This window comes from Azospirillum sp. VT-I1 (assembly GCF_055698305.1).
Map to the genome: position 1 here is coordinate 178705 of NZ_CP168800.1, position 24872 is coordinate 203576.

19 protein-coding genes and 1 pseudogene are annotated in these 24872 nt (G+C 69.7%); 16 read left to right on the forward strand and 4 right to left on the reverse strand.

Annotated elements, in window-relative coordinates:
• Nucleotides 1-29 precede the first annotated feature (29 nt).
• From tssC (AB8P05_RS00865) to tssA, 4 genes and pseudogenes are all read right to left on the reverse strand, one after another.
• Nucleotides 30-1135, reverse strand: a pseudogene (gene tssC / locus AB8P05_RS00865) (type VI secretion system contractile sheath large subunit); the annotation flags it as partial.
• A gap of 7 nt (nt 1136-1142) precedes the next feature.
• Nucleotides 1143-2636, reverse strand: coding sequence for a type VI secretion system contractile sheath large subunit (tssC, locus tag AB8P05_RS00870; protein WP_472758431.1), 1494 nt, complete (start codon nt 2634-2636; stop codon nt 1143-1145).
• Nucleotides 2637-2640: 4 nt separating this feature from the next.
• Nucleotides 2641-3147, reverse strand: coding sequence for a type VI secretion system contractile sheath small subunit (tssB, locus tag AB8P05_RS00875; protein ID WP_014247367.1), 507 nt, complete (start codon nt 3145-3147; stop codon nt 2641-2643).
• A 44-nt stretch (nt 3148-3191) separates the two neighbouring features.
• Nucleotides 3192-4337: a type VI secretion system protein TssA gene (tssA, locus tag AB8P05_RS00880; protein ID WP_472758432.1), complete on the reverse strand. Its 1146-nt coding sequence runs from the start codon at nt 4335-4337 to the stop codon at nt 3192-3194.
• A gap of 278 nt (nt 4338-4615) precedes the next feature.
• Here tssA and AB8P05_RS00885 point away from each other — a divergent pair, with 278 nt between their 5' ends.
• The 16 genes from AB8P05_RS00885 to AB8P05_RS00960 all read left to right on the forward strand — a co-directional run bounded on the left by AB8P05_RS00885 (nt 4616) and on the right by AB8P05_RS00960 (nt 24745).
• The gene (locus tag AB8P05_RS00885; RefSeq protein ID WP_472758433.1) at nt 4616-4915 is read left to right on the forward strand and encodes a hypothetical protein; all 300 of its coding nucleotides are present in this window, start codon (nt 4616-4618) and stop codon (nt 4913-4915) included.
• Between the two features lie 17 nt (nt 4916-4932).
• Nucleotides 4933-5316, forward strand: a complete 384-nt coding sequence (locus tag AB8P05_RS00890) for a PAAR domain-containing protein (protein WP_455171438.1) — start codon at nt 4933-4935, stop codon at nt 5314-5316.
• A gap of 4 nt (nt 5317-5320) precedes the next feature.
• Nucleotides 5321-6388: a methyltransferase domain-containing protein gene (locus tag AB8P05_RS00895; RefSeq protein ID WP_472758434.1), complete on the forward strand. Its 1068-nt coding sequence runs from the start codon at nt 5321-5323 to the stop codon at nt 6386-6388.
• 189 nt (nt 6389-6577) lie between these two features.
• The gene (gene tssH, locus AB8P05_RS00900) at nt 6578-9268 is read left to right on the forward strand and encodes a type VI secretion system ATPase TssH (RefSeq protein WP_472758435.1); all 2691 of its coding nucleotides are present in this window, start codon (nt 6578-6580) and stop codon (nt 9266-9268) included.
• 150 nt (nt 9269-9418) lie between these two features.
• Entirely contained in the window at nt 9419-9895 is a 477-nt protein-coding gene (locus tag AB8P05_RS00905; RefSeq protein ID WP_455171441.1) for an Hcp family type VI secretion system effector, read from the forward strand.
• A gap of 144 nt (nt 9896-10039) precedes the next feature.
• Entirely contained in the window at nt 10040-12160 is a 2121-nt protein-coding gene (locus tag AB8P05_RS00910) for a type VI secretion system Vgr family protein (protein ID WP_472758436.1), read from the forward strand.
• Between the two features lie 48 nt (nt 12161-12208).
• Nucleotides 12209-12796: a DUF6931 family protein gene (locus tag AB8P05_RS00915; protein ID WP_455171443.1), complete on the forward strand. Its 588-nt coding sequence runs from the start codon at nt 12209-12211 to the stop codon at nt 12794-12796.
• A gap of 4 nt (nt 12797-12800) precedes the next feature.
• The gene (locus AB8P05_RS00920; RefSeq protein WP_472758437.1) at nt 12801-14051 is read left to right on the forward strand and encodes a type VI secretion system-associated FHA domain protein; all 1251 of its coding nucleotides are present in this window, start codon (nt 12801-12803) and stop codon (nt 14049-14051) included.
• Nucleotides 14052-14108: 57 nt separating this feature from the next.
• A complete protein-coding gene (gene tssK / locus AB8P05_RS00925) occupies nt 14109-15443 on the forward strand; it encodes a type VI secretion system baseplate subunit TssK (RefSeq protein WP_472758438.1) in 1335 nt (444 codons plus the stop codon).
• A 30-nt stretch (nt 15444-15473) separates the two neighbouring features.
• Entirely contained in the window at nt 15474-16265 is a 792-nt protein-coding gene (locus AB8P05_RS00930; RefSeq protein WP_472758439.1) for a hypothetical protein, read from the forward strand.
• The gene (locus tag AB8P05_RS00935) at nt 16262-18412 is read left to right on the forward strand and encodes an MFS transporter (RefSeq protein ID WP_472758440.1); all 2151 of its coding nucleotides are present in this window, start codon (nt 16262-16264) and stop codon (nt 18410-18412) included. Before AB8P05_RS00930 ends, AB8P05_RS00935 begins: the two co-directional genes overlap by 4 nt.
• 5 nt (nt 18413-18417) lie before the next feature.
• Nucleotides 18418-19491: an ABC transporter substrate-binding protein gene (locus AB8P05_RS00940; RefSeq protein WP_472758441.1), complete on the forward strand. Its 1074-nt coding sequence runs from the start codon at nt 18418-18420 to the stop codon at nt 19489-19491.
• A complete protein-coding gene (locus AB8P05_RS00945; RefSeq protein ID WP_472758442.1) occupies nt 19488-20324 on the forward strand; it encodes a GNAT family N-acetyltransferase in 837 nt (278 codons plus the stop codon). The genes AB8P05_RS00940 and AB8P05_RS00945 overlap by 4 nt, the downstream gene beginning before the upstream one ends.
• A gap of 32 nt (nt 20325-20356) precedes the next feature.
• Nucleotides 20357-21148: a hypothetical protein gene (locus tag AB8P05_RS00950; RefSeq protein WP_472758443.1), complete on the forward strand. Its 792-nt coding sequence runs from the start codon at nt 20357-20359 to the stop codon at nt 21146-21148.
• Nucleotides 21145-22581: a HAMP domain-containing protein gene (locus AB8P05_RS00955; RefSeq protein WP_472758444.1), complete on the forward strand. Its 1437-nt coding sequence runs from the start codon at nt 21145-21147 to the stop codon at nt 22579-22581. The genes AB8P05_RS00950 and AB8P05_RS00955 overlap by 4 nt, the downstream gene beginning before the upstream one ends.
• Nucleotides 22582-22591: 10 nt before the next feature.
• Nucleotides 22592-24745: a PP2C family protein-serine/threonine phosphatase gene (locus tag AB8P05_RS00960; protein WP_472758445.1), complete on the forward strand. Its 2154-nt coding sequence runs from the start codon at nt 22592-22594 to the stop codon at nt 24743-24745.
• Nucleotides 24746-24872: the final 127 nt, after the last annotated feature.

Here is a 24872-nt window from a genome sequence, read left to right on the forward strand (position 1 = left end):
TAGGGCGTGTCCTTGCAGCGGCTGACCGGGATGAATCCCAGATCGTCGAGATCGCGTTCCAGCTGGTCGGAGATCGAGACCTCGACCGAGAATTTCTGCGCCACCTTGATGCTGTCGGTGGTGAAATCCGGCACCACCAGCTCGGTCACCAGCCCGCCGCCCACCACGTCGCGCTGGGCGCCGCGGATGTCGGCGAACCAGCCATGCTGCAGGAAGGAGCGGATCAGCACCGTGCCGAAGGCGTAGACGGCATTGCCCCAGCAATGGTCCTCCAGCCGCATGCCTCCCTCGCCGCCCACCGATTCCTCGCGGAAGCGGAAGCCGTGGCGGGCCTGCGGATCGTCGCCATAGGGTTCGCGCATCAGAACGCGCGGCAGGGCCACGCCGACGAATCGCGATCCTCGGTCTCCTGGAAGCGCTGCCAGCGCTGGTATTCCGCCTGCCGCAGCACCGACTTGAGGTCGAGCGGCAGGCCAAGCTCGTGGAAGGTCTCCAGCCCGAACAGCTCGGGTGCCGCGCCGACGATGGCCGGCGCGAAGGCGGCGGCGGCGACCTGGGCCAGCCCCTTGAGGCCGGAGACGTCGTCGGTCGGACGCTCCCTGGTCGGGCGATGCTGGACGGCATAGTCGCACAGCAGCACGCCGAAGGGGCGGCCGCCGGGCATGCCGAATTCGTCGCTGTAGACCTTGTTGAACAGCTGGCTCTGGTCGAACTCGATGGCGCGTTCCTGGTCGCGGCACAGTTCGGCCCAGGTCAGGTTGAGCAGGCGCAGGACCACCGATTCGGCGTTCTGCCCCTGCTTCACCAATGCGCGCACCCCGCGCCACGAGCCTTCCAGGGACTGGAAGCGCTTGTGGTGCAGGATGGCGTTGACCTGTTCGGACAGCAGCGCGTCAATGGCCGCGATGTCGCGGTCGAGCGCGGCGCGCAGCTTGTCCAGGCTGTCATGAACGGGAAGCGTGATGCCGAACCACAGCCGCAACGCCTCGCCCGGCGTACCGGCCGCCAGGAAGGCGTCGAGCGGTCCGGCCTCGTCGCGGCCGAGCGCCATGTCGACCGCCCGCAGACGCAACGGCCGTTCGAGGACCGTCGCCTCCGCGTCGTCGGCGTGGAATTCGGCCGCGTGCCCGGTCATGCGGCTATCAGCCGGCCTGCGGGATGCGGGCGACCATGCGCATGGAGGTGGTCAGTTCCTCCATCTGCAGCCACGGACGCATCCAGGCGACGGCGTTGTAGGAGCCGGGCTTGCCCGGAATCTCCTTCACCTGCACCTTGGCTTCCGCCAGCGGGTACTTCGCCTTCATCTCCTGACCGGCGTCGGCGTTGCCGTTTACGTAGTTCAGGATCCAGCGGTTCAGCCACGCCTCGCAGTCGCTCGCCTCCATGAAGGAGCCGATCTTGTCGCGCGCCATGATCTTCAGGTAATGGGCGAAACGCGAGGTCGCCATGATGTAGGGCAGGCGGGCGGAGATCGCGGCGTTCGCGGTCGCTTCCGGCCGGTCGTACTTCTTGGGCTTCTGCGTGGTCTGGGCGCCGAAGAAGACGGCGTAGTCCTGGTTCTTGTAGTGGCAGAGCGGCAGGAAGCCCAGCTTCGACAGCTCGGCCTCGCGGCGGTCGGTGATGCCGATCTCGGTCGGGCACTTGGCGTCGCTGTCGCCGTCGTCCGAGGTGAAGGTGTGGAAGGGCAGGTTCTCCACCTTGCCGCCGCCCTCGGCGCCGCGGATGGCCGTGCACCAGCCATACTGCGAGAAGGCGTTGGTCAGGCGCTGGCCCATCGCGTAGGCGGAGTTCATCCAGCAATAGTCGTTGTGGTCCATCGGCCGGGCGATGCCGCCCTCGTACGGAGCCTCTTCGTACTCGAACTCCTCGATCGGCTTGGTGTTGGCGCCGTAGGGCATGCGGGCCAGCACGCGCGGCATGGTCAGCGTGACGAAGCGGCTGTCGTCGCTCTCACGGAAGCTGCGCCACTTGGTGTATTCGACGCTGTCGAAGATCTTCTCGAGGTCACGCGGCTTCGACAGCTCGGTCATGTCCTCGAAGCCGAACAGCTTCGGGCTGGCGGCCGAGATGAAGGGCGCGAAGGCGGCCGCCGCGACGTTGGAGACGCCGGTCAGCAGCTCCATGTCGTCGGGGTGGTTGGTGAACTCGTAGTCGCCGATCAGGGCGCCGTACGGCTCGCCGCCGGCGATGCCGAACTCGTTCTCGTAGATCTTCTTGAACAGGTTGCTCTGGTCGAACTCGACCGCCTTCGAGATGTCCTTGTACAGGTCCTTCTTCGGGCAGTTCATGACGCGGATCTTGAGCGTGGAGCCCGTCTCCGAGTTCATGACCAGATAGTTCAGGCCGCGCCACGAGCCTTCCAGCTTCTGGAACTTCTCGTGGTGCATGATCGCGTTGAGCTGCTTGCTGATCTTGGCGTCGATCGCGGCGATCGCCTTGTTGATCGTCTGGCCCAGGTTCTTGTTGAAGGTGACCGTGCCGGCCAGCGCTTCCTGGGTCAGGGTGCGCAGCAGCTCCTGCGCACGGTCCGGCTCGGTCTGCTTGGTCGCGGCGATGGCCTGGTCGAGGATCGAGAGGCCGGTGCCTTCGGCGACCGCACCGGCGGCGCCTGCGCCCTGGGTCTGAGCGTCGCTCATCGGATCAACCCTCCTTCTTCTCGGTGCCGAGCTCGCCGCTCAGCGCCTTCAGCTCGTCGGTGTTCTGCAGGACGCGCTCCAGCAGGCCCTCCAGCTCTTCCGAGCGGTCGGCCTTGCTCAGCAGGTCGCGCAGCTGGTTGCGGGTCTCCAGCAGCTTGCGCAGCGGCTCGACCTGCTGGACGACGCGGCCCGGCTCGAAATCCTCCATCGACTTGAAGGCAAGCTCGACGGCCATTTCGGTGCCGTCGTCGGCCAGGGTGTTTTCCACCTTCATCTTCAGGCCGGGCGTCATGCGGGCCATGACGTCGTTGAAGTTGTCGCGGTCGATCTGGATGAACTTGCGGTCCTTCAGGGGCTTCAGCGGCTCCGTCGGGTCGCCCGAGAAGTCGCCGAGCACGCCCACGACGAAGGGCAGCTCCTTGACGACGGTCGCACCTTCGGTCTCGACGTCGTAAGTGATGTGGACGCGGGGCTTGCGCACGCGATCCAGCTTCTGGTGGATACTCGCCATGTGATCGGACCTCCCTGCTCACGCCGTAGGATAGGCGATGATCGTCAATACCCTGATTGCTCTGCCGGCGGCGGCGCCTTGGCGCCGGACGCGATGAAGAACTGCCGCCGCGTTTCCTCGTCGGTGATGAGTTCCATTAGGAGTTCCTGCAACGACATGCGGCCGCGGCGGACCACCTCCTCCAGCGTGTAGGAGATGGGGGAATGGGGTTCCGTCTTGCGGAAGAAATCGGCGACCTGCAAGAGGACCTTGAAGGCCTCCTCGCGCGTTGTCACAGCCCCGCTGGCCTGCACCTTGGCGCCGGCTGCCGCCACGGCCCCGCCGGAAGCGCCGGCCGCGGCCGGATCGGCGGACGCGGAAGCGGCCTCCGCCGCGGCCGGCTCGTCGCCGCCGAGCGTCGCCAGACGGTCGCGCGCGGCGTAGTTCACCGCGTCGAGCGCCGCCGTCAGGACGTTGCGGATGTTGCCGGCCGGCGGCGCGTCGTAGCCGGCCTTGTCGTAGAGCGTCTTGCCCAGCGCCTCGAACTCGTCGATGGCGCCCTGAATGTCCTCCAGCAGCGTCTTGAATTCGGAGGCCGGCGTCTCGCGGACGCTCTGCTCGAACTGTTCCCAGGTGACGGCGCCGTTGTCGATGCGCGCCTGGCGGCGCGTCTCGTCGGTGATCTTCGACAGCTCGATCGCCTGTTCGTACTGCCAGAGCGAATAGGGGATGTCGCCCATGGTCAGCGGCACCTTGCGGACCGGCTGGATCAGCGTGCCGTCGGCGGATTCGCCGTTCAGGCCGGTCAGCGGGCCGACGCGGGTGGCGATGCCGTCCTCGTCCGGGGCCGGATACAGGTTGTCCCAGAACCGCTCGACCAGTCCGCGGGCCAGCGCGAAGCCGTCGCGCAGGCCGGCATAGCCCTCCGCCCGCAGCAGCGCCTCGATGAACCAGGCGGTGACCTCCAGGTCCTTGGCCTGGGTGCGCAGGATCCGCGGGCTGACCTCCAGGATGGTGCGCCATTCCGGCAGCAGGCCGCCGGCGTCGTCCTCCACATCCATGGAGCGTTCGGCGGCGCGGGCGGCGCTGCGGGCATCCTTCACGGTATAGTAGTCGGCCGAGGCGTTCTCGCGCAGGTCGATTCCGGTGTCGGAATCGCCCTCGATCGGCTGCAGAAGCTCTTCGATGTCGAAAATCTGCGGTGTCGGCATGAAGGAAAGCACCCTTTCCACATTCATATGAAGAAGGTCAGAGCCGCAGGTCGCGGAGCCCGCCGATTAGGGGGTAAGCGTTCGTGCCGGGAAATTGATAGCGTTACTTCAGACGGTTCGACAAGGCTATTCGTCGTTTGGAAGCCTGCCGAATAGAATATTGCAGTTGCGTAACAAATCAGCGCCCGGGCTACCCCTATGAGCTTGACGAAACGCAATTGCGGAGGAATGCTGTTCGCCTGACGTCGGAACGAACCCTTCCCGGGATGCCATTTGCAATGACTCCTGACGCCATTCCAGCCGCAACCTTGGGCATCGCTGCCGTGCCGGTGGAAATCTCCGAGGTTGTTTCTCCCGTTCTGATTGAAAAGCGCGATCCGGCCGGACGGCTGGTCGCGCGGGTCGGCATCGCCGACGGGATGCTGGAGGGGCCGTGCCTTTTCTTCGCGGAGGACGGGGAGACGGTGGTGGCGCGGACACTGTTCCGTGCCGGCCGCCCGGTGCCGCCGCAGCCCGGGGACGATCCCGCATCCTCCCTGCTCGGCGCTCCGGTGGCGTCGGGCGATTCCCTGTTCTGACCGGACGGAGACGCCAGATGCCGCCCGCCGCCCGCCTCGGCGACATGATCAAGCAGGACACGCCGCATTGCCATGCGCCGATCCATCCGCCCGCTCCGGTTCCGGCGCCGGCGCCGCATCCCGGCCTGCCGCTGGCCATCGTGCTGGGCAGCCCGACGGTGCTGATCGGTAAGATGCCGGCGGCGCGGCTGACCGACATCTCCGCCCCCTGCGTCCTGCCGGGCTGCATCCCGGCCGGGCCGGGCATGATCTCCCAGGGGTCGGCGACGGTGCTCATCAACAACCTGCCGGCGGCCCGCATCAACGACATGACCGCCCACGTCAGCTGCGTCGCGCCAATCCCCGCCCCGGTGGGCAAGGTGCTGCCGCCCGGCTGCCCGACCGTCATCATCGGCGGCTGAGCGCATGCGCCTGTCCCATTTCGAGCGTCTGCGCCCGGTCTGCCCGCGCTGCCTCGCCACCCGCGGCGTGGCGGTGCCGCTGGCGCTCGGCATCGTGGAGGAGGCGGATGCCGACGCCGTGCGCTGGGGAACGCTGGTTTGCGGCGACGGGGCTTGTGCGATGGAATACCCCATTGTCGACGGCGCCCCGATCCTGGTGCCGGACCTGCGCGGCTGGATGGCGGCAAACGGGCATCTGCTGACCACGCGCGCCGACATCCCGGCGGCGATGGAGGGGGTGCTGGGCGACGGCTTCGGCCCCGACAGCGCCTTCAACGCCACCCGCCAGCACCTGTCCAGCTATGGCTGGGACCATTACGGCGACCTCGACCCGGCCACGCCGGACGGGCAGGCCGGTTCGGTCGTCCGCTGCCTTGCCGCCGGGCTGGAGCGGCTGGGGCCGCTGCCGGGCGGTCCGGCGCTGGATCTCGGCTGCGGCGCCGGACGGACCAGCTTCGAGCTGGCGGCGCGCGGGGAGGAACTCGTGCTCGGGCTCGACCTGCACTGGCCGCTGCTGATGCTGGCGCGGCGGGTGATGGAGCGGGGGGAGGCGGTGTTCCCGCTGCGCCGGTCCGGCATCGCCTATGACCGCCAGCGGATCGGGGCGCGCTTCGCCGGGGCGGAGCGGGTGGATTTCTGGATCGGCGACGCGCTGTTCCCGCCCTTCGCCCCGCGCGGCTTCGCGCTGGTCGCGGCGATGAACGTGCTGGACTGCGTGGCCTCGCCGCCGGCCCTGCTGCGCGCCGTCGACGGCATGGTGGCGGACGGCGGCGGTGCTGTGCTGACGACGCCCTTCGACTGGTCGACGCAGGCGACGCCGGTGGAGGCCTGGCTGGGCGGCCATTCGCAGCGCGGCGACGACGGCGGCCGTTGCGAGGCGGTGCTGGCGCGGCTGCTGACGCCGGGCGCCCATCCGCAGTCGGTCGAGCGCCTGCAGCTTTCAGGCGAGCCGCTCGACATTCCTTGGATGGTTCGGATGCATGATCGTGCTCTTATGCAATATAGAACGCATTTGATGATGTTACGCGCATGATTCGCGAATGATCCGAAGAAGTTTCAGTCTTCTTGCGAAGCATAGCAGTGGATTTTTCAAAATGGCTTGGCCAAAGTCCGCGGCACAGCCACAGGACGAACCGGTCGGCCGGTCTGGTTGGTGCGGAGGCCGCAGGCGCTCTGCCCGCATGGGTTGAAGACACTGAAGTCACACGAAGGGGGTGGAGCCATGGTGGCGGTCGATCTGCAGAGCATGATTTCCCGGCTTAATCCTGTGTGCCGGCGGGCGCTGGAGGCGGCGGCCGGACAGACGCTGTCGCGCACGCATTACAATTGCGAGATCGAGCACTGGCTTCTTCAGCTGATCGGCGCCGCCGACGGCGACATCTCCGCCATCCTGCGCGTCTACGAGATCGACGCCGGCCGGCTGTCGGCCGACCTGACGCGGGTGCTGGACAAGCTGAAGACCGGCAACAGCCGCGCCCCGGCCCTGTCGCCCAACCTGGTGCAGCTGATGCGCGAGGCGTGGGTGCTGGCCTCCCTGCAGTATGGCGAGGGGGCGGTGCGCTCCGGCCATCTGCTGGCGGCGCTGCTGTCCGACGAATCGCTGTCCGCCCAGGCGCGTGACATGTCCGGCCAGTTCGCGAAGATCACCGCGGACGTGCTGCGTCGGGACCTGCCCAAGATCGTCGCCGACACGGCGGAGGCGCGCACCAGTGCTCCGGTCGCCGCGGCCGGTGCCGCTGCCGGCGGGGCCGCCGCGGGCGGCGCGCCGAAGGCCGGCGGGGCGACCCCCAACCTCGACCAGTACACCATCGACCTGACCGACCGCGCCAAGAACGGCAAGATCGATCCGGTGCTGGGCCGCGACGCCGAGATCCGCCAGATCATCGACGTGCTGACCCGCCGCCGCCAGAACAACCCGATTCTGACCGGCGAGGCCGGCGTCGGCAAGACGGCGGTGGTGGAAGGCTTCGCGCTGCGCATCGCCGCCGGCGACGTGCCGCCGGACCTGCGCAACGTCCGCCTGCTGTCGCTCGACCTCGGCCTGCTGCAGGCCGGCGCCGGCATGAAGGGCGAGTTCGAGAACCGGCTGAAGGGCGTGATCGACGAGGTGAAGGGCTCCAGCCAGCCCATCATCATGTTCATCGACGAGGCGCACACCCTGATCGGCGCCGGCGGGCAGGCCGGCCAGAACGACGCCGCCAACCTGCTGAAGCCCGCCCTGGCGCGCGGCGAGATGCGCACCATCGCCGCCACCACCTGGGCCGAGTACAAGAAGTATTTCGAGAAGGACCCGGCGCTGACCCGCCGCTTCCAGGTGGTGAAGGTGGAGGAGCCGGCGGAGCCGGTCGCCGTCGACATGATGCGCGGCCTGACCGCCACGCTGGAGAAGCACCACAAGGTCCGCATCGTGACGGAAGGGCTGATCGAATCGGTCCGCCTGTCCAGCCGCTACATCCCGGCGCGCCAGCTGCCCGACAAGGCGGTCAGCCTGCTGGATACCGCCTGCGCCCGCGTGGCGATGAGCCAGACCGCCACCCCGCCGGCCATCGAGGATCGCCGCCGCACCATCCAGCTGACCGAGACCGAGGTTGCCATCCTGGAGCGCGAGCAGGCCATCGGCATCGACCATGCCGAGCAGATTGCCGGGCTGAAGGACAAGATCGCCGCCACCCAGGCCGACCTGGAGACGCTGGAGGCGCGCTGGACCAAGGAACTGGAGCTGGTCAAGGCGATCAACGAGACCCGCGACCAGCTGGTCGCCGCGCATGAGCAGTCTAAGGCCCCGGCGGCCGAGGGTGCTACACCCGCCGAGCCGCTCGACGCCGAGGCGCTGAACGCCAAGCTGTCGGCGCTGACCGCCGAACTGACCGCTCTGCAGGGCGAGGATCCGCTGGTCAAGGTCGCGGTGGACGGACAGGCGGTGGCCGAGGTGGTCGCCAACTGGACCGGCGTGCCGGTCGGCCGCATGGTCTCCAACGAGATCAAGACCATCCTGTCGCTGGCCGACCGCATGAAGGAGCGCATCATCGGCCAGGACCACGCGCTGGACGCCATCGCCCAGGCGATGTGGACCAGCCGGGCCAAGCTGACCGACCCGCGCAAGCCGATCGGCGTCTTCCTGATGGTCGGCACGTCCGGCGTCGGCAAGACCGAGACGGCGCTGACGCTGGCCGACCTGATCTATGGCGGCGAGCAGAACGTCACCACCATCAACATGACCGAGTACAAGGAGGAGCATAAGGTCTCCCTGCTGCTCGGCTCGCCTCCCGGCTATGTCGGATTCGGCGAGGGCGGCGTCCTGACCGAGGCGGTGCGCCGCCGGCCCTACAGCGTCGTCCTTCTGGACGAGCTGGAGAAGGCCCATCCCGGCGTGCAGGACATCTTCTTCCAGGTGTTCGACAAGGGCACGATCAAGGACGGCGAAGGCCGCGATATCGACTTCAAGAACACCGTCATCATCATGACGTCGAACGCCGGCACCGACCTGATCCACAAGCTGTGCGCCGACCCGGAGACGGCACCCGACGCCGACGGCCTGCTGGAAGCCCTGCAGCCGGAGCTGCAGAAGAGCTTCAAGCCGGCCTTCCTCGGCCGCTGCACGGTCATCCCCTATTTCCAGCTGTCGGACGAGAACCTGAAGAAGATCGTCGGCCTTCAGCTGAACCGCATCACCAAGCGCGTGGTGCAGAACTACAAGGCCGACTTCTCCTATTCCGACGATCTGGTGCAGAGCATCGTCAACCGGTGCCAGGAGGTCTCCAGCGGCGCCCGCAACATCGAGACCATCCTGAACCGCACGCTTCTGCCGGAGATGTCGTCCCGCATCCTCGCCCGCATGGGCGACGGCGAGCCGATCACCCGCGTCCATGTCTCGGTCGATGGCGAAGACCGCTTCGTCTACGACATCGCCTGAGGCCCAGGGAAGCGGGAGGGCCGGGGCGGGGGCGCAGAAAAGACTGGCGGTGACGCCCGTCACAGCACCCGCCTCAATTCTTTCGTAACCATACAGCACAGACCAAGCTTCACCCGTTAAGACCGACTTCAAGAGAGCGAGGAGACAACCATGGCGATCTATGTTAAGTACGACGGCATCGACGGCGAGGCCACGCACGAGACCCACAAGAAGTGGCTGGACGTCAGCTCGCTGCAGTGGGGCGTCGGCCGCGCCATCAGCACCCCGTCGGGCTCGACCGCCAACCGCGAAGCGTCGGAGCCGTCGGTGTCGGAAGTGACCATCACCAAGCTGATGGACAGCTCCTCGCCGAAGTTCTTCGTCGAATCCTGCACCGGCGCCGTCGGCAAGAAGGTGCAGATCCACCTCGTCACCACCGGCAGCCCGGGCAACACCTACGCCGAGTACACCCTGACCAACGCCCTGGTCTCGGCCTACTCAATGTCGTCGGGCGGTGACCGTCCGTCGGAGTCGATCTCCATCAGCTTCACCAAGATGGAGTACAAGTTCATCCCCTACGACGACAAGAACAAGGCCGGCACGCCGATCTCGGTCTCCTACGACCTGTCGACGACCAAGAGCGCCTAAGTTCGGCTCCACTTGCCCCCTCCCTAACCCTCCCCGCTTCGCGGGAGAGGGGATCTCTCCCTCCCCTGCGAAGCGGGGGAGGGTAGGGGTGGGGGCAAAGCCTCTCCAGATCATTATCTTCCCAACACATAGGACCAAGCCCGCATGTCGGATGCGCCCACCATCTCGCAGACCGGCCGGCTTCTGTCGCTGACCTCGCCGCTCGGCGCGGACGTGCTGATCCCGGTTGCCGTCGAGGGGGAGGAAGGGCTGTCGCGCCTGTTCCGCTACACCATTTCGATGATCTCGCCGCGGATGACCATCGCGCCGGCCGACATCCTAGGAAAGTCGCTGACGCTGTCCGTCGCGCGCCAGGGCGGCAGTCCGCGCATCATCAACGGCATCGTGAAGAGCTTTTCCGCCGGGCCGCTGGCCCTGCGCGGCTACCGGCGCTACACGGCGGAGATCGTGCCGTCCCTGTGGCTGGCCACCCTGCGCTCCGACTGCCAGGTGTTCCAGGACAAGAGCGTCGTCCAGATCGTCGACGCCATGCTGTCCGACTGCGGCGTGACCGAGGTGAAGAAGCAGGGGCTGTCCGGCACCCACAACGCCCGCCCGGTCTGCGTCCAGTACCGCGAGACCCATTACGACTTCATCGCCCGCCTGCTGCAGGACGAGGGCATCTATTTCTATTTCCAGCACGAGGCCGGCAAGCACACGCTGGTGCTGAGCGACAGCGCGTCGGGCTACACCGACTGCCTGGATAAGGACGTCATCCACGCCGCCGCGTCGCAGGGCAACACGCTGGTGATCGACGGCTGGGCCCACTCGCAGTCCTACGTGTCCGGCAAGTGGACGCTGAAGGACTATAATTTCGAGACGCCCAGCACCGATCTTGCCGCCAGCACCACCACGGTGCTCGGCGTTTCCGCCTTCAAGTCGCACGAGATGTTCGACTATCCCGGCGGGCACATGGTCAAGGCCGACGGCACCACCCTGTCCCGCTTGCGCATGGAGGAGACGGAGACCGGCTACGAGCGGGTGGAGGGCACCGCGACCTACCGCGGCCTGTCCGCCGGCGGCAAGATCTCCATGGCCGGCCATGCGGTGACGGCGGAGGTCGGCAAGGGCTATGTCATCACCGATCTGGCGCTGAGCGCCCAGGACGAGACCCATCTCGGCAACGGCGGCCTGCCTCCGCAATTCTCCTGCCGCTTCGCCGCCATCCCCGACGCCACCGTCTTCCGCCCGCCGCCGGTGCCGCGCCCGCGCACCCACGGTCCGGACACCGCGACCGTCGTCGGTCCCAGCGGCGAGGAGATCTACTGCGACAAGTACGGCCGCGTCCGGGTGCAGTTCCATTGGGACCGCAAGGGCGCCAAGGACGAGAAGAGCTTCGTCTGGCTGCGCGTGGCCCAGACCATGGCCGGCAAGAACTGGGGCACCATCTTCACCCCGCGCGTCGGCATGGAGGTGCTGGTTGACTATATCGGCGGCGACCCCGACCGGCCTCTGATCGTCGGCTGCGTCTACAACGCGGAGAACATGCCGCCCTACACGCTGCCGGACAACAAGACGCAGAGCGGCATCAAGACCCGCTCCAGCAAGGGCGGCGACACGGCGACCTTCAACGAGCTGCGCTTCGAGGACAAGAAGGACGCGGAGGAGATCTACTTCCACGCCCAGAAGGACTTCACCCGGATGGTGGAGAACGACGACAAGCTGACCGTCGATCACGACCAGATCATCACCATCAAGAACAACCGCACCGAAACGGTGTCGGAAGGCAACGAGGCGGTGACCATTGCCCAGGGCAACCGCAGCGTCACCGTGTCGAAGGGCAACGACACCCATGAGGTGACGGAGGGCAACCAGACCCTGACCGTGGGGAAGGGCAACCGGACCGTCACCGTCAGCAAGGGCAACGACACCCACACGGTCGGCGAGGGCAACCGGACGGTCGAGGTCGGGCAGGGCAACGACAGCCTGACCGTCAAGCAGGGCAACATGGCGGTCGACGTCAAGCAGGGCGATTACGCGCTGAAGCTCGGCATGGGCGACGTCTCGGTGAAGGCCAGCACCGGCAAGATCACCATGGAGGCCACCACCTCCATCGAGCTGAAGGTCGGCGGCAACAGCGTCAAGATCGACCAGACCGGCGTCACCATCAAGGGCAGCATGGTCAAGCTCACCGGCGACATGCAGGTGCAGATCAAGGGCGCGATGACCCAGGTGAACGGCGACGCGATGGTTAAGATTCAGGGTGGCGTGGTAACCATCAATTGACGAACCGCCGTCCACACTGGGACGGAATTTTCTAGCGGGGTTGGGACGGTGGACATCGGGCTTTTGCCGAAGTTGCGCTTTGCCCGCGCGGCCGAAGCGGTCGCGGGGCTGGACCTGTCGCCGGAGGCGAAGGCGCTGTACGCGCCGAACGCCCCGACGGCGGTCTTCCTGAAGGCGCTGATCGACGCCGAACTGCATGCGGATGCCATCCGGCTGCTGGGCATGGCCCTGCCGCGGCGCGAGGCCGTGTGGTGGGGCTGCCTGTCCGCCCGCGGCGCGCTGCCGGCCGAACCGGCGCCGGCCGACGTCGCGGCGCTGGAGGCGGCGGAGGCCTGGGTCTACCGCCCGACGGAGGAGAACCGCCGCGCCTGCTTCGCACCGGCCGAGGCGATGAATTTCGAGACCGCCTGCGCCTATGCCGCCATGGCCGCCTTCTGGTCGGGCGGCAGCCTCGCCCCGCCCGATGCGGCGGTGGTGGTGCCGCCGGGCGACGGGCTGACCGGGACGGCCGCGGCGGCGGCGGTGCTGATCGCCGCGGCGGCGGTGCCGAAGGAGATCGCGGCCCGCCATCGCGCGGCGCTGGCCCAGGCGCTGGACATCGCCAACGGCGGCAGCGGCAAGGCGGGGGCGGCGTGATCCGATGAAGCTGCGCCTGACCCTGATCCAATGCCCGCCCGCGCAGGGCGGCGACATCGCCCGCGATCTCGGCACCGGACGTCTGGTGATCGGCCGCGGTCCCGACTGCGACTGGGTTCTGAACGACCCGGAGCGGATGCTGTCCAAGATCCACTGCATGGTGGAGTTCAAGGGCGGCGTCTACATCGTCATCGACAGCTCCACCAACGGCGTCTTCCTCAACGACGCGCCGACCCCCATCGGCCGCGGCAACTCCGCCGTGGTGGGGGAGGGCGACCGGCTGCGGATGGGCGGCTTCGTCATGCGCGCCGGCTTCGCCGCGGAGGAGGCGCCGCCCGCCAACGACCCCTTCCTGGCGGTGCTGCGCGGCTCCGGCGAAGCGGCGCAGGCACCTGCCGCCTCGGCGGAGGACGATCCCTTCGCCCTGCCGGCCTTCGGACGCGGACCGGTGTCGGTGATGCCGATCCCGGACGACGACGACCTGTTCGGTGACCTGCCGCAGCCGGACGACCGGTGGGGAAGCAAGTCGGGCGGCAATCCGGGCGGCGGCTGGCAGCCGACCGCGGCCGGGAACGCGCCCGGCGGCGATCCCGACTGGCCGGGTTCCACCCAGACCGACTTCTCGCCGGACGGCCTCGGCACCATCCGCGTTTCGACCGAGCAGGCGGGATTCGGCAGCGCCGGCTTCGATGCCGGCGCCGGCAAAGGCGGCGGCGCGTCGATCCCCGACGACTGGCTGGACGACCCCATCGACCTGACGCCGGCGGGGCAGCCGTCCAACCCGCTTGCGGCTCCGCCCGCCCTTTCGCCGGCCCTTCCGCCGGAGGACTGGGCCGACGATCCGCTGGTTCCGCCGGCCTTCGGCGCGCGTCCGTCCCCCTTCGCCGCCCCCTCTGCCGACCCGGCGCCCGACGCGCTCAGCCGCGCGCTGGTCGATGTCGTGCTGTCGCTGGTGCGGCGGCAGGCGGCGCTGGAGGCTCTGCTCGGCCTCGACCCGGACGACACGATGGCGCAGGGGGAGTCGATCCTGCGCCGGGCCGTGGATGCCGACGACGCGCTGGCCCGCCTGCGCGCCCTGCCGCCCGCCGAGGCGGAGGCGCTGCTGCAGGCGGCGGTGTCCGACGGTGCTGCCCACCAGTCGGCCCTGCTGGCGGCGGTGCGCGAACTGATCGGGGAGACCGCCGACGGCGGCACCCGGCTGGCGGCGCTCTACCGCCGGCTCCTGCCCATCCACCGCCACGCGCTCGGCGGCTGACGGGAGGGGGAGGGAACCCATGGCAACGACCATCAGCCTGCAAGAGGGAAAGCGCCCATGAGTTGGGACGACAAGGTCATCTGGTCCGAGGGCATGTTCCTGCGGGCGCAGCATTTCCAGCAGCAGGACCGCTATGTCGAGCGGCTGGTGCGCGGCCGCGTCGCCGGCATCCGCCCCTTCGCCTGGGGCATCAGCGAACTCACCATCAACCGCGAGCTTCTGGCCGTCGGCAAGTTCGCCGTCCTGCGCTGCAAGGGCATCCTGGAGGACGGGACGCCGATCAACATCCCCGACGACGACGATCCGCCGCCGCCGCTCGACCTTCCGGAGACGCTGGCGAACAGCATCGTCTACCTCGCCCTGCCGGTCCGCCAGCGCGGCGGCGTGGAGTTCGAGGTGGGCGAGAGCGCCGACACCGCCACCCGCTATGTCGGCGAGGAGACGGAGACGGTCGACGCCATCGCCGGTTCGGCCAGCGTGTCGCGCATCCGCACCGGACGGCTGCGCCTGCGCTACCGGCTGGAACGGCAGGAGCGCGCCGGCTACCACTGCCTGGGCCTCGCCCGCATCCAGGAGGTGCGGTCGGATCGTCACGCCACGCTGGACGAGCGCTATATCCCGCCGGCCCTGAACGTCCAGGCGCTGGCCCCGCTGGCCGGCTTCGTCACCGAAATCCAGGGCCTGCTCAACAGCCGGAGCGAAGCGCTGGCCGCCCGGGTCGGCGGCTCCAACGGGCGCGGTGCCGGCGAGATGGCCGACTTCCTGATGCTGCAGGTTGCCAACCGGTCCGAACCGCTGTTCGCCAACATCGCCCGCATGCCTGACATCCATCCGGAGCGGCTGCACGGCATGATGCTGTCGCTGGCCGGCGAACTGGCGACCTTCACCGCCGTCAACAAGCGCCCGCCCAGTTTCCCGCCCTACCGGCACGAGGATCTGCAGGGCACGCTCGAGCCGGTGATGGCGGAGATCCGCCGGTCGCTGAGCGCGGTGCTGGAACAGACCGCCATCCCGATCGACCTGCAGGAACGCAAATACGGCATCCGCGTCGGCACCATCGCCGACCGCTCGCTCATCACCACGGCCACCTTCGTGCTGGCGGTGCGGGCGGACATGCCGGGCGAGGCGTTGCGCCGTAACTTCCCGGCGCTGGTGAAGATCGGTCCGGTCGAGCAAATCCGCGAGCTGGTCAATGTACAGTTGCCCGGAATTCGAGTAAGGCCGTTGCCCGTCGCACCGCGGCAACTGCCCTACCATGCCGGCGCCGTGTATTTCGAACTCGAACGCGGTAGCCCGATTTGGAAACAGCTTGCAACTTCGGGCGGAATCGCGGTTCATCTGGCAGGTGATTTTCCCCAGGTGGCGATGGAGCTTTGGGCGATCCGTGGCTGATGCATCACCTTTTCCCGTCGTAGGGGCACCATGAGACTGGGCGGGGTGCTGGCCCTGCGCACCGGCGCCGTGATCGCGGCGACCGTCGCGACCGCCGTGCTGTTGTCGGTCGCGCTGTCCGGGCTGAAGTTCGAACAGAAACTGCGCGAGGTCGCCGGCTCCCGCCTTGCGGTGGTGGCGGACGAGATGCGGCGTCGGGTCGAATATGGCCTGACGCTCGGTCTCGACCTGTCCGAACTGGTCGATCTGCAGGCCCAGGCCGAGCGTGCCGCCTCCGGCGAGGAAATCCTCGGTGTTGAGGTGGTGGACGACCGCGGCATCGTGCTGTTCGCCGCCGACCGCAACGCCGTGGGGCAGCGGACGCCCGTGCGCTGGAACGACGACGCTGCCGCGGCCGGAACCCTGCGCCGGCAGATCGACGGCGACGTGCTGATCCTCGGTTCCGACGTGCGCAACAGCTTCGGTCAGACGGTGGGGCAGGTGATCCTGCGCTCCTCCCTGGCCGGGCTGAAAACGCGGGTCGCCGCGGTCGAGGCGGGGCTGCGCGGCAACATCCTTGCGCTGGTTGGTGTCGCAGCACTGGTGACGCTCGCCGTGGTCTTCGTCGTGGTGCGCCAGCGCGGCGGACGCCGCGGCCTGGCGGACGGTAATCCGGCGGACGGCAATCCGGCGGACGGGACTGCGCCGCTGGGCATGGTGCGCGACCGGCTGAACCACGGCATCGCCGACGCCGACCGCGCCATGGAAGATCTGGAGCGCGAATTGGACGCCATGGTGCCGAATGCCCCCGGACCACTCCCGGCGAAGGGAGCGGTGACATGAGCGATCCGACCCCGAATAACCCCACCAAATCCGCCGCCAAGCCGGCCAAGCGCCGCGACCCGATCAGCGCGCTGGTTCTGCGGCTGACCATCGTCACGGTCGCCATCCTGCTGCTGGCGGCCGGCGCGGCCTCCTGGCTGTCGCTGCGCAGCTTCGACCCGCTGTTCCAGCCCGAATTGGCGCGCAAGGCGCAGACGGTCGGCGGCCTGATGGGCGCGCAGATCGACCGCGGGCTGGGCGTGCGCATCCCGCTGGACCGCATGGCCGGCCTCGACGCCCTGCTGGCGGCGGAGGTCGAACGCCACGACGACATCGCCTACATCGCTGTGACCGATCCGGCCGGGCGCATCGTCGCCGCGGCCGGCGGGCCGCTGGCCGGCATCACCGCCCTGTCGCCGGACCGGCTGACCGGTCCCGCCGACGGCCGGCTGGCCCGCGGCTTCGTCGATGTCCAGCGCCCGCTGGGCGATCCGGCCAGCCCGGCCGGCGCCCTGCATGTCGGCGTCGACAGCGCCTTCCTGGCCAAGGCGTCCACCGATCTGGCGCTGGACGTGCTGTCGGTGGTCATCGTCTCGGTCCTGCTGATCTTCGAAGTGCTTCAGCTGGTGGTGAACCTCGCCATGCGGCGGGTGCTGACGCTGCGCCTGCTGGCCGACCGGGCGGAGGAGGGCGATTTCCGCGCCACCCTGCCGGAGATCCCCGGACCGCTCGCGGCGACGGAAGACCGGGCGCTGGAGAGCGGCGTGCGCACCGCACTGGACGGCGTGAACGCCCGCTATGCCGGTCTCGCCGCGCGGGTGGCGGAGCTGCGCCGCCGGCTCGGCGGCGACGACCCGCGGGTCGGCCGGGCGGAGGCCGGGCTGTCGGCGCTCGCCCGCCGCTTCCGCTTCCGCGATCCGGACACCACGCGCCCGCCGCCGACGCCGCTGAACCTCGTCTTCCTGCGACTGCCGGTCTTCCTGTTCTGCCTGTCGGAGGAGCTGTCGCGCCCCTTCCTGCCGGCCTATGCCAAGTCCTTCGCCGGCGAGGTGCCGTGGCTGACGCCGGACATGGTGGTCAGCCTGCCGATCACGCTGTTCATGCTGATCTGGGCGCTGTCGCAGCCGGGCGGCGCCCGCTTCTCCGAACGCTGGGGCCGCTCGCGCGCCTTCACCATCGGCGCGCTGCTGGGCTCCGTCAGCCTCGCGCTGACCGCCTTCGCCGGGTCGCTGGCGGAACTGATGCTGTGGCGCTGCCTGACGGCGCTCGGCTATGGGCTGGTGCTGATCACCGCGCAGGGCATCGTCATCGACCACACCACGCCGCGCAACCGCGCCGCCGGCATGGCCATGTTCATCGGCGCGCTGCTGGCGGCCGGCGTCTGCGGCCCGGTCAGCGGCGGGATCATCGCCGACCAGGTCGGCTTCCGCGCCACCTTCCTGCTGGGGGCGCTTCTGGCGCTCGGTTCCGGCCTGTCGGTCAGCCTGCTTCTGCTGCGCGGGCGCGGTGCGGCACAATCCGCAGCCAGCGCGGCGGCGCGGCCGGCCATGGGCAGCGCCCTGCCGCTGTTCCGCGACTTCCGCTTCTCCGCCCTGATGGTGCTGAGCGCCATCCCGACGAAGATCGCATCCACCGCCTTCCTCTTCTGCCTCGTGCCGCTGCTGCTGACCGCCGACGGCGCGTCGAAGGCGGAGATCGGCCGGGTGCAGATGATGTACTTCGTCGCCTTCATCCTGGTGTCGCCGCTGGCCGCCAGCCTGTCCGACCGTTGGCAGGCGCGGCGCGGCTTCATCGCCCTCGGCGGCATCGGGACGCTGGCGAGCTGCCTGCCCATCGTCGCCACCGAGGCGCTGTGGGGTCCGCCGCTGGCCATCGCCCTGTTCGGCCTTGCGCAGGCGCTGGTCGGTGCGCCGCAGCTGACGCTGGTCTCGCAGATCGCCCGCGACGGCGGCCTGCCGGAAACCGCGGCCATCGGCTGGTACAGGCTGATCGAACGTCTGGGCGGCGCGCTCGGCCCCGTCACCGCGATGGCGGTGGCGGTCGCCACCTCCTACCGCGAGGCGATGCTGGGCATCGGCCTGCTGTGCGGGGCGAGCGCGCTTTTGTTCTGGATCCTTTTCCGCACCGGGCGCCCGGCCACTCCGGCCGCTCGGCCACAGGAGGCATGACCGCGATGGGATTCGACGAAAGCGATCTCCTCCGCATCCGCCGCCGCTCGCTGCTGCGCCTTGCCGCCGCTGGCGGGCTGGCCCTGCCCGGACTTCCGCTGGCCGGCAACTCGCTGTTCGGCTCGGCGCTGGCCGCCACTGTTCCCGACAAGACCTTCCGCATCACCATGGTGCTGGGCCGCGGCGAGAGCGACAACGAGTTCGGCTTCAAGGACTATCTGGCCCGCCGCGGCCTGAAGGTGGACTACACCATCCGCAACACCGGCGGCGACAGCGCCAAGCTCCCGGGCATCATCCAGGAGATCAAGGACACGCGCCCCGACCTCGTCTACAGCTGGGGCACGCCGCAGACCCGCGCGCTGGTCGGCCCCCATGACGCGGTGGACCCGGGCAAGCACATAACCGACATCCCGGTGGTCTTCACCTTCGTCGCCGCACCGGTGGACGCGAAGATCGTGCCCGATCTCGCCCGCTCGGGCCGCAACGTCACCGGCACCATCCACATCGCGCCCATCGCGGTGCAGTTGAACACCATCCAGGCCTATCGCCCGATCAAGCGGCTGGGCGTGGTCTACAACCCGCAGGAACGCAACTCCGTTCTGACGGTCGAGGGGCTGCGGGCCGAGACGGCGCTGCGCGGGCTGGAACTGATCGAGGAGCCGGTCCCCCTGAACGAGCGGGGCGAGCCGATCGCCGCGGCCGTGCCCGACGCGCTGGGCCGGGTGGCGAAGCGCGGGGGCGAGGTCCTCTATATCGGCCCGGACACCTTCATCGCCTTCCACAACCGCACCGTCGTGGCGGCGGAGGCGTTGCGCCTGGGGCTGCCGACCTTCTCGGTGACCGAACTGATCGTGCGCACCGACAAGGCGATGCTGGCGCTGGCGAGCAGCGCCTACGGCATCGGCCGCTTCACCGCCTTCAAGGCGGCGCAGATCCTGGTGGACGGCGTCAATCCGGCCGAAATTCCCGTGGAAACGCTGAAGCGCTTTTCCGTCATCATCAACATGGCCACTGTCCGGGCGCTGGAGTACTACCCGCCCATCGGCCTCCTGAATTTCGCGGAAATCATCGAATCATGAGCGCCCGCATCCCCATGACGCTTCCGTTCGGTGCGGCCCCCCTGTGCGGCGAGGCCGCGCGCGCCGTGGCCGCCGTCCGCCTGCGCGCGTTGGCGGCCGACCTGCCGGACGGGCTGACCGCCCGCATGATGGACCTGGACGATTCCCACCTGCTGGCCGATTTCCGCGTCCGCGTGGTGGCGACGCTGGAGGACCCCGACCATTACCGCATGGCGGGCGAGGTCGGGAACTTCGTCGCCGACCATCTGGGCGACAGGGGGCTGACCGCCGGCATCTTCCGCCAGGATGGGCATTCGGGGAGCCGTCTGGTCGCCTATGGCGCGCTGGGCCTGCCGTCCGGCGACGATCCCAACCGGGGCCGCGACCTCGATTTGCCGGAAGCGGAGCTGCCCTGGGTCGCGCACATGTCGTCGGCGATGGTCGATCCGTCGGAGCGCGGGCGCGGCCTGCATCACCGGCTGATCGACTGGCGGATCGAGGTGGCGGAGGCGCTGGGCCGCCGGCACCTGATCACCACCGTCAGCACCCGCAACCACCGCAGCTGGGGCCATCTGGCCGGCCACGGCATCTATCCGAAGCGGCTGATCCGCGTCGGCGGCGATCTGGTCCGCCTGCTGGTCCACCGCGACTTCGCCGCCGATCCGGTCTTCGACACCGCCAGCGCCGAGCTGGTCGCGGTGGAGGATCTGGCCGGGCGCTGGGACGTGTTCGAGCGCGGCCATGTCTGGGGCCGCGTCGCCGCCGGCGAGGGCGCCGCGCGCCGCTGGTATGCGCTGTGCGGCCGGGAGAAGGCTCCGCTGGAGCATGACGGGACGGGGCCGGGCGGGCGCTGAGGCGCGCCGCCGGCTGAAGGGGGATGGCCGGGATGGGATCGGGGAGCTTCGGCGCGCGGCTGGCGGCGTTCGTGGCGGTGGCGGTGTTCGTCGCCGCCCTGTCGGCCGCCGTGCTGTGGACGCGCGAACAGGCGCGCCGCCTGGACGAGGCGGTGACCTCCCAGGTCGCCTTCGTGCTGAGCGAGGCCAAGGCATCGCTGGAGACGCAGCTGAACCTGGGGCTTGCGCTGGGCGACCTGCCGCAGGTGGACGGGCTGCTGGCCCGCGCCCGCGTCGCCCTTCCCGGCATCCAGTCCGTCACCGTCCTGGACGAGGCGGGGACCGTCCTGTTCTCCACCAACGCGGTGGAGGTGGGCGAGCTGCTGCCCGTCCGCACGGGGGCCGAGCCCAATGCCGGCGTCAGCGGCTTCTGGTCCGAGGAGCGCGGGGACGAGCGTGTCTACGGCGTCGGGCTCGCCACCAGCTTCGACACCGTGGCGGGCAGCCTGCTGGTCCGCATGCCGGCCGGCGCGATGGCCGAACCGATGCGCCATTATGCCCTGACCCTCTCCATCGGCGCGGTGCTGATCGCGCTTCCTCTGGCGCTGCTGGGCTGGCTGGCCGGCCTGCGGCTCGCCGCCGGACCGCGCCGCTCGCTGTCCGACCTCTCCGCCGCCCTGGAAGGGCTGGGGGAGGGCGGGCGCATCCGTGCCGAAGCGCCCGCAACCTCGCCGCAACAGACGCTGGGCCTGCCGGCCGCCGCCTTCGCCGACGCGGTGCGGCGGCGCCTGACCATCCTGGACGAGGCGGAGCGCGAAGTCGCACGCCTGGACGAACTCGCATGACGACCCGCAGCGCCACCCCCAGCCTTAACCGCGGCCATCGCCTGTTCATGGCCGGCATCCCGGCCGTTATCCTGCTGGCGGCCGCCCTGGCGATGGCCGGCGTCGGGCTGCTCGGCACCTGGCTGGCCCAGGACCAGCTGGGGGAGGCGCGCGCCGCCAAGGCCGCCGCGGTGGCGGAAGCGGTGCAGCACGACCTGGAGCGCGCCATCGCCTACGGCATTCCCCTGCCGCGGATCGAAGGGGTGGGGGCCTTCCTCCAGGGCGTCGCAAACCGCAACCCCGACCTGGGATTCCTGGCGCTGACCGGTGGGGACGGCGCGTTGCTGCAAGGCGCCGTGAATGCCGGCGGCGGCATCGACCGGGCCGGGCTGCAGGCGCTGACCGCCGGGCTGAGCGGCCTGCCGACGCCGGAAACCCGCGCCGCGACGCTCCAGCCCATCGAACGCGACGGCCTGCTGATCCTGCGGGTGCCGGTGCGGGTCGGCCGCCTGTCTTCAGAAGGCGGCGGCGGCGGGGTCGGGCAGCCGCCGGCCGGCCATGTGCTGGTCGGCGTCCAGCCTCAGCAGGTGCGCAGCCAGATCGCCGGGGAACTGGCGACGGTCGCGCTGGGCGCCCTCGCGGTGCTGCTTCTGCTGGCCGAACTGGCCGCCCTGCTGGCCCGCGCCAGCTTCCGCGCGCCGCTGCATCGCCTCGGCCGCGCGATGGAGGAGGCTGTCGCCGGGCGTTTCGCCACGCTGCTGGGCCGCCGTCCGCGCGATCAGGTCGGCCGGCTGCTGTTCGCCTTCAACGCCGTCGTCTTCGGCCTGCACGACCGCCGCCAGCGCTTCGCCGCCCATGCCGACGAGGTGCGGGCCGCCGTCTTCGATCCGGAGGTGGCGTCCGCCGTCGAGACCACGCGCCAGTCGGCGCTGACCGCGCTCGGGCCCGGGCTGGAGACGGCGCCGCGGCGCGAGATCGATTCCCGCGCCGACGACGTCCATGCCTTCGCCCTGCTGTCGGCCGCCGCCGCCACGATGCTGGTCCCGGGCGGCGGGCTTTCCGTTGCCGGTCTGGCGCTGGCCGCGGCACTGCTCGGCGGCGTCGCCGGCTATGCGGTGCCATCCGCTTGGCGCCGCGTCGCGGCGGTGGCGGCTGCGCTGGCCCTGCTGGGTGTGGCGACCGTGCTTCTGCTCGGTGCCGACCCGCTGCCGGCCGGGTTGGCGGGCGGAGCGGCCGGCGGTTTCGCTGCCGGCGTTGCGCTGTCCTATGTCCGCCGACAGGCGGCCGACGGTGGGCTGGTGTCGCTGCTGCGGGCGCTGGCCTCCGGGATCGTTGCGGCCCTGTTGTGGGCGGCGGCGGTCGGCTGGGACGGCGGGTTGCTCGCGGCGTCGTCGCTGCTGCCGGCCGCATTGGCGGCGCTTCTGGCCCGCCCCATCGTCGTTCTGCGGAGCTGAGAGGCCCCCGATGCTGCTTCAGACCCGCATCATCCTGTTCGTCCTCGCCACCGTCACCGTGGTGGCCGGTCTTCTCCTCGGCTTTGCTGCGCTGCGCGAGGATGCCCTCGACCGCCGTGCGCGCGAGCTTGAGCTGGCGCGGCTGGAAACCTCCTGGCAGCTGGCGGTGTCGGGTGCCGTCGGACGCATCGACCAGGGGCTGGGCCGGCTGGCCGGAGACGCGGAGATCGCCCGCGCGGTGGAGGCGGAGGACCGCGGCGCGCTGGACCGCCGCGTCGCGGCGCTCGGCGTCGTCGCCGCCCCGGCGACCGGGGGGATCACCGACGTCAACCTGCTGTCGAAGTCGGGGGAGCTGCTCTACAGCACCGACCCGGCTCTGGATCCGGAACCGCTGCTGAACCGCGGCGCGCTGGACGCCATCCTGTCCGGCCAGAAACTGGCGCGCGGCGTCCGGCTGGTCGACGGCGAGCGGCTGGTCGTGGTGGCCGGCGTGCCGGTCTATGCCGGGACCGGGGCCGGCGGCGGGCAGGGCAGCGGGGCCGGCGTGACCGGCGCCGCCGTCGCCGGGCTGGACTTCGTCGCCGCGCTGGACGTTCTGCGGCGGACCACCGGCGGGCGCGTCTTCGCCGTGACCCGCAACGGCACAGCGTTCAATGGGCAGAGCGACCCGCTGTGGCCGGCTGTCGAACCGCTGGTCCGCCCGGCGGAGCGCAGCATCACCACCATTGCCGGCGGCGGGCGCCGATACGCGCTGGCCAGCCTGCCGGTCGCCGACCTTGCCGGCGGGCGCGTCGCCACCGTGCTGATCGCCACCGACGTCACCCAGGCGGTGGAGGAGCAGGCGCTGTGGTCGGTCGCCTATGTCGCGGCAATCGGGCTGGTGCTGCTGGGTGCGCTGGGCCTGCTCTACGGTTTCCTGCGGCGGAACTTCTCCACGCTGGACGGGGCGGTGAAGGCATTGCAGGACCTCTCCCGCGGGCGGTCCATGGGCTATGTCGAGCTGCCCGCCGGCAATGACGAGATCGGCCGGATCGCCGGCGCGGTGGAGGTCTTTCGTGGCGTGATGCGCGAGATCGAGCGCAGCGCCGGCCAGCGCGAGCGCCGCCTGCGCCGCCAGCAGCGCTTCATCCGCCGCCAGATGGAGGCGCTGGCCGTAACCCTGGAGGAGGATGCCCGCCAGAATCTTCTGGAGGAGCTGCGTCAGATCGAGGCCGAGACCCACGACGCCCAGTCGGCCCAGTCCAAGGGCGTCGGCGACGAGCTGGGGCTGCTGGCGCTGGGCTTCTCCCGGCTGGCGACGCGGGTCAGCACCCAGCAGGTGCAGCTGACCCAGATGGTGCGCGACCTGCGTGAGGCCCTGGCCGACAAGCGCCGCCTGATCAGCCTGCAGCAGGAGCTGGAGATCGCCCGCACCATGCAGCTGACCATCCTGCCGCAGGTCTTCCCCGACCTGGCCGAGCTGGACATCGCCGCGCGGATGATCCCGGCCAAGGAGGTCGGCGGCGATTTCTACGACTTCTTCCCGATTTCCGAACACAAGGTGGCGCTGGTCATCGCCGACGTGTCGGGCAAGGGCATCCCGGCCGCCTTCTTCATGCTGATCACCCGCACCATGCTGCGCGCCATCGCCGAATCCGGCGTCGGCCCGGCGGAGACCATGCGCCGGGTCAACAACCTGCTGGCGGCGGAGAACGAACAGATGATGTTCGTCACCGTCTTCTATGGCGAGTTGGACCTGCGCACCGGCGTTTTGGCCTTCTCCAACGGCGGCCACAACCCGCCGCTGCGCATGACCGCGTCGGGCGCGGTGAAGGAACTGGAGCGCACCCCCGGCATCGCGCTGGCCGCCATGCCCGACATGCCCTTCGGCGAGAAGAGCGTGACGCTGGACACCGGCGACATGGTCGTCCTGTTCACCGACGGCGTGACCGAGGCCTTCAACGGTGAAGAGGTGATGTATGGCGACCCGCGGCTTGTTGCCGCAGTCGGCGGGCAAGCCAACGCCTCCGCCCGCGACGGTCTGGACGGGGTGCTGGCCGACGTCGCCCGCTTCACCGCTGGCGCGCCACAGTCCGACGACATCACCTGCCTGGTCCTGCGCTGGCGCGGGGCGGCGGAGGCGCCGGCCGCCGCCGTCGCGCAGCTGTCCGACCCTGTCGCATGATGCCGGAAAATCGATGGGGGTAGCTGTCCGGCCGTACCGCGAATGCATCGTCGGACCGGCAAGGGCATGCTATAAGCACGAGACTGGAAAGATTCCGGCAAGATCCAGCTAAGGCAAGGCGAGGGCA

Bases quoted from the DNA above. Each gene is read 5' to 3' on its own strand.
- tssC (WP_472758431.1), bottom strand. From the start codon at position 2,636: ATGAGCGACGCTCAGACCCAGGGCGCAGGCGCCGCCGGTGCGGTCGCC.
- tssB (WP_014247367.1), bottom strand. From the start codon at position 3,147: ATGGCGAGTATCCACCAGAAGCTGGATCGCGTGCGCAAGCCCCGCGTC.
- tssA (WP_472758432.1), bottom strand. From the start codon at position 4,337: ATGCCGACACCGCAGATTTTCGACATCGAAGAGCTTCTGCAGCCGATC.
- AB8P05_RS00885 (WP_472758433.1), top strand. From the start codon at position 4,616: ATGACTCCTGACGCCATTCCAGCCGCAACCTTGGGCATCGCTGCCGTG.
- AB8P05_RS00890 (WP_455171438.1), top strand. From the start codon at position 4,933: ATGCCGCCCGCCGCCCGCCTCGGCGACATGATCAAGCAGGACACGCCG.
- AB8P05_RS00895 (WP_472758434.1), top strand. From the start codon at position 5,321: ATGCGCCTGTCCCATTTCGAGCGTCTGCGCCCGGTCTGCCCGCGCTGC.
- tssH (WP_472758435.1), top strand. From the start codon at position 6,578: ATGGTGGCGGTCGATCTGCAGAGCATGATTTCCCGGCTTAATCCTGTG.
- AB8P05_RS00905 (WP_455171441.1), top strand. From the start codon at position 9,419: ATGGCGATCTATGTTAAGTACGACGGCATCGACGGCGAGGCCACGCAC.
- AB8P05_RS00910 (WP_472758436.1), top strand. From the start codon at position 10,040: ATGTCGGATGCGCCCACCATCTCGCAGACCGGCCGGCTTCTGTCGCTG.
- AB8P05_RS00920 (WP_472758437.1), top strand. From the start codon at position 12,801: ATGAAGCTGCGCCTGACCCTGATCCAATGCCCGCCCGCGCAGGGCGGC.
- tssK (WP_472758438.1), top strand. From the start codon at position 14,109: ATGAGTTGGGACGACAAGGTCATCTGGTCCGAGGGCATGTTCCTGCGG.
- AB8P05_RS00930 (WP_472758439.1), top strand. From the start codon at position 15,474: ATGAGACTGGGCGGGGTGCTGGCCCTGCGCACCGGCGCCGTGATCGCG.
- AB8P05_RS00935 (WP_472758440.1), top strand. From the start codon at position 16,262: ATGAGCGATCCGACCCCGAATAACCCCACCAAATCCGCCGCCAAGCCG.
- AB8P05_RS00940 (WP_472758441.1), top strand. From the start codon at position 18,418: ATGGGATTCGACGAAAGCGATCTCCTCCGCATCCGCCGCCGCTCGCTG.
- AB8P05_RS00945 (WP_472758442.1), top strand. From the start codon at position 19,488: ATGAGCGCCCGCATCCCCATGACGCTTCCGTTCGGTGCGGCCCCCCTG.
- AB8P05_RS00950 (WP_472758443.1), top strand. From the start codon at position 20,357: ATGGGATCGGGGAGCTTCGGCGCGCGGCTGGCGGCGTTCGTGGCGGTG.
- AB8P05_RS00955 (WP_472758444.1), top strand. From the start codon at position 21,145: ATGACGACCCGCAGCGCCACCCCCAGCCTTAACCGCGGCCATCGCCTG.
- AB8P05_RS00960 (WP_472758445.1), top strand. From the start codon at position 22,592: ATGCTGCTTCAGACCCGCATCATCCTGTTCGTCCTCGCCACCGTCACC.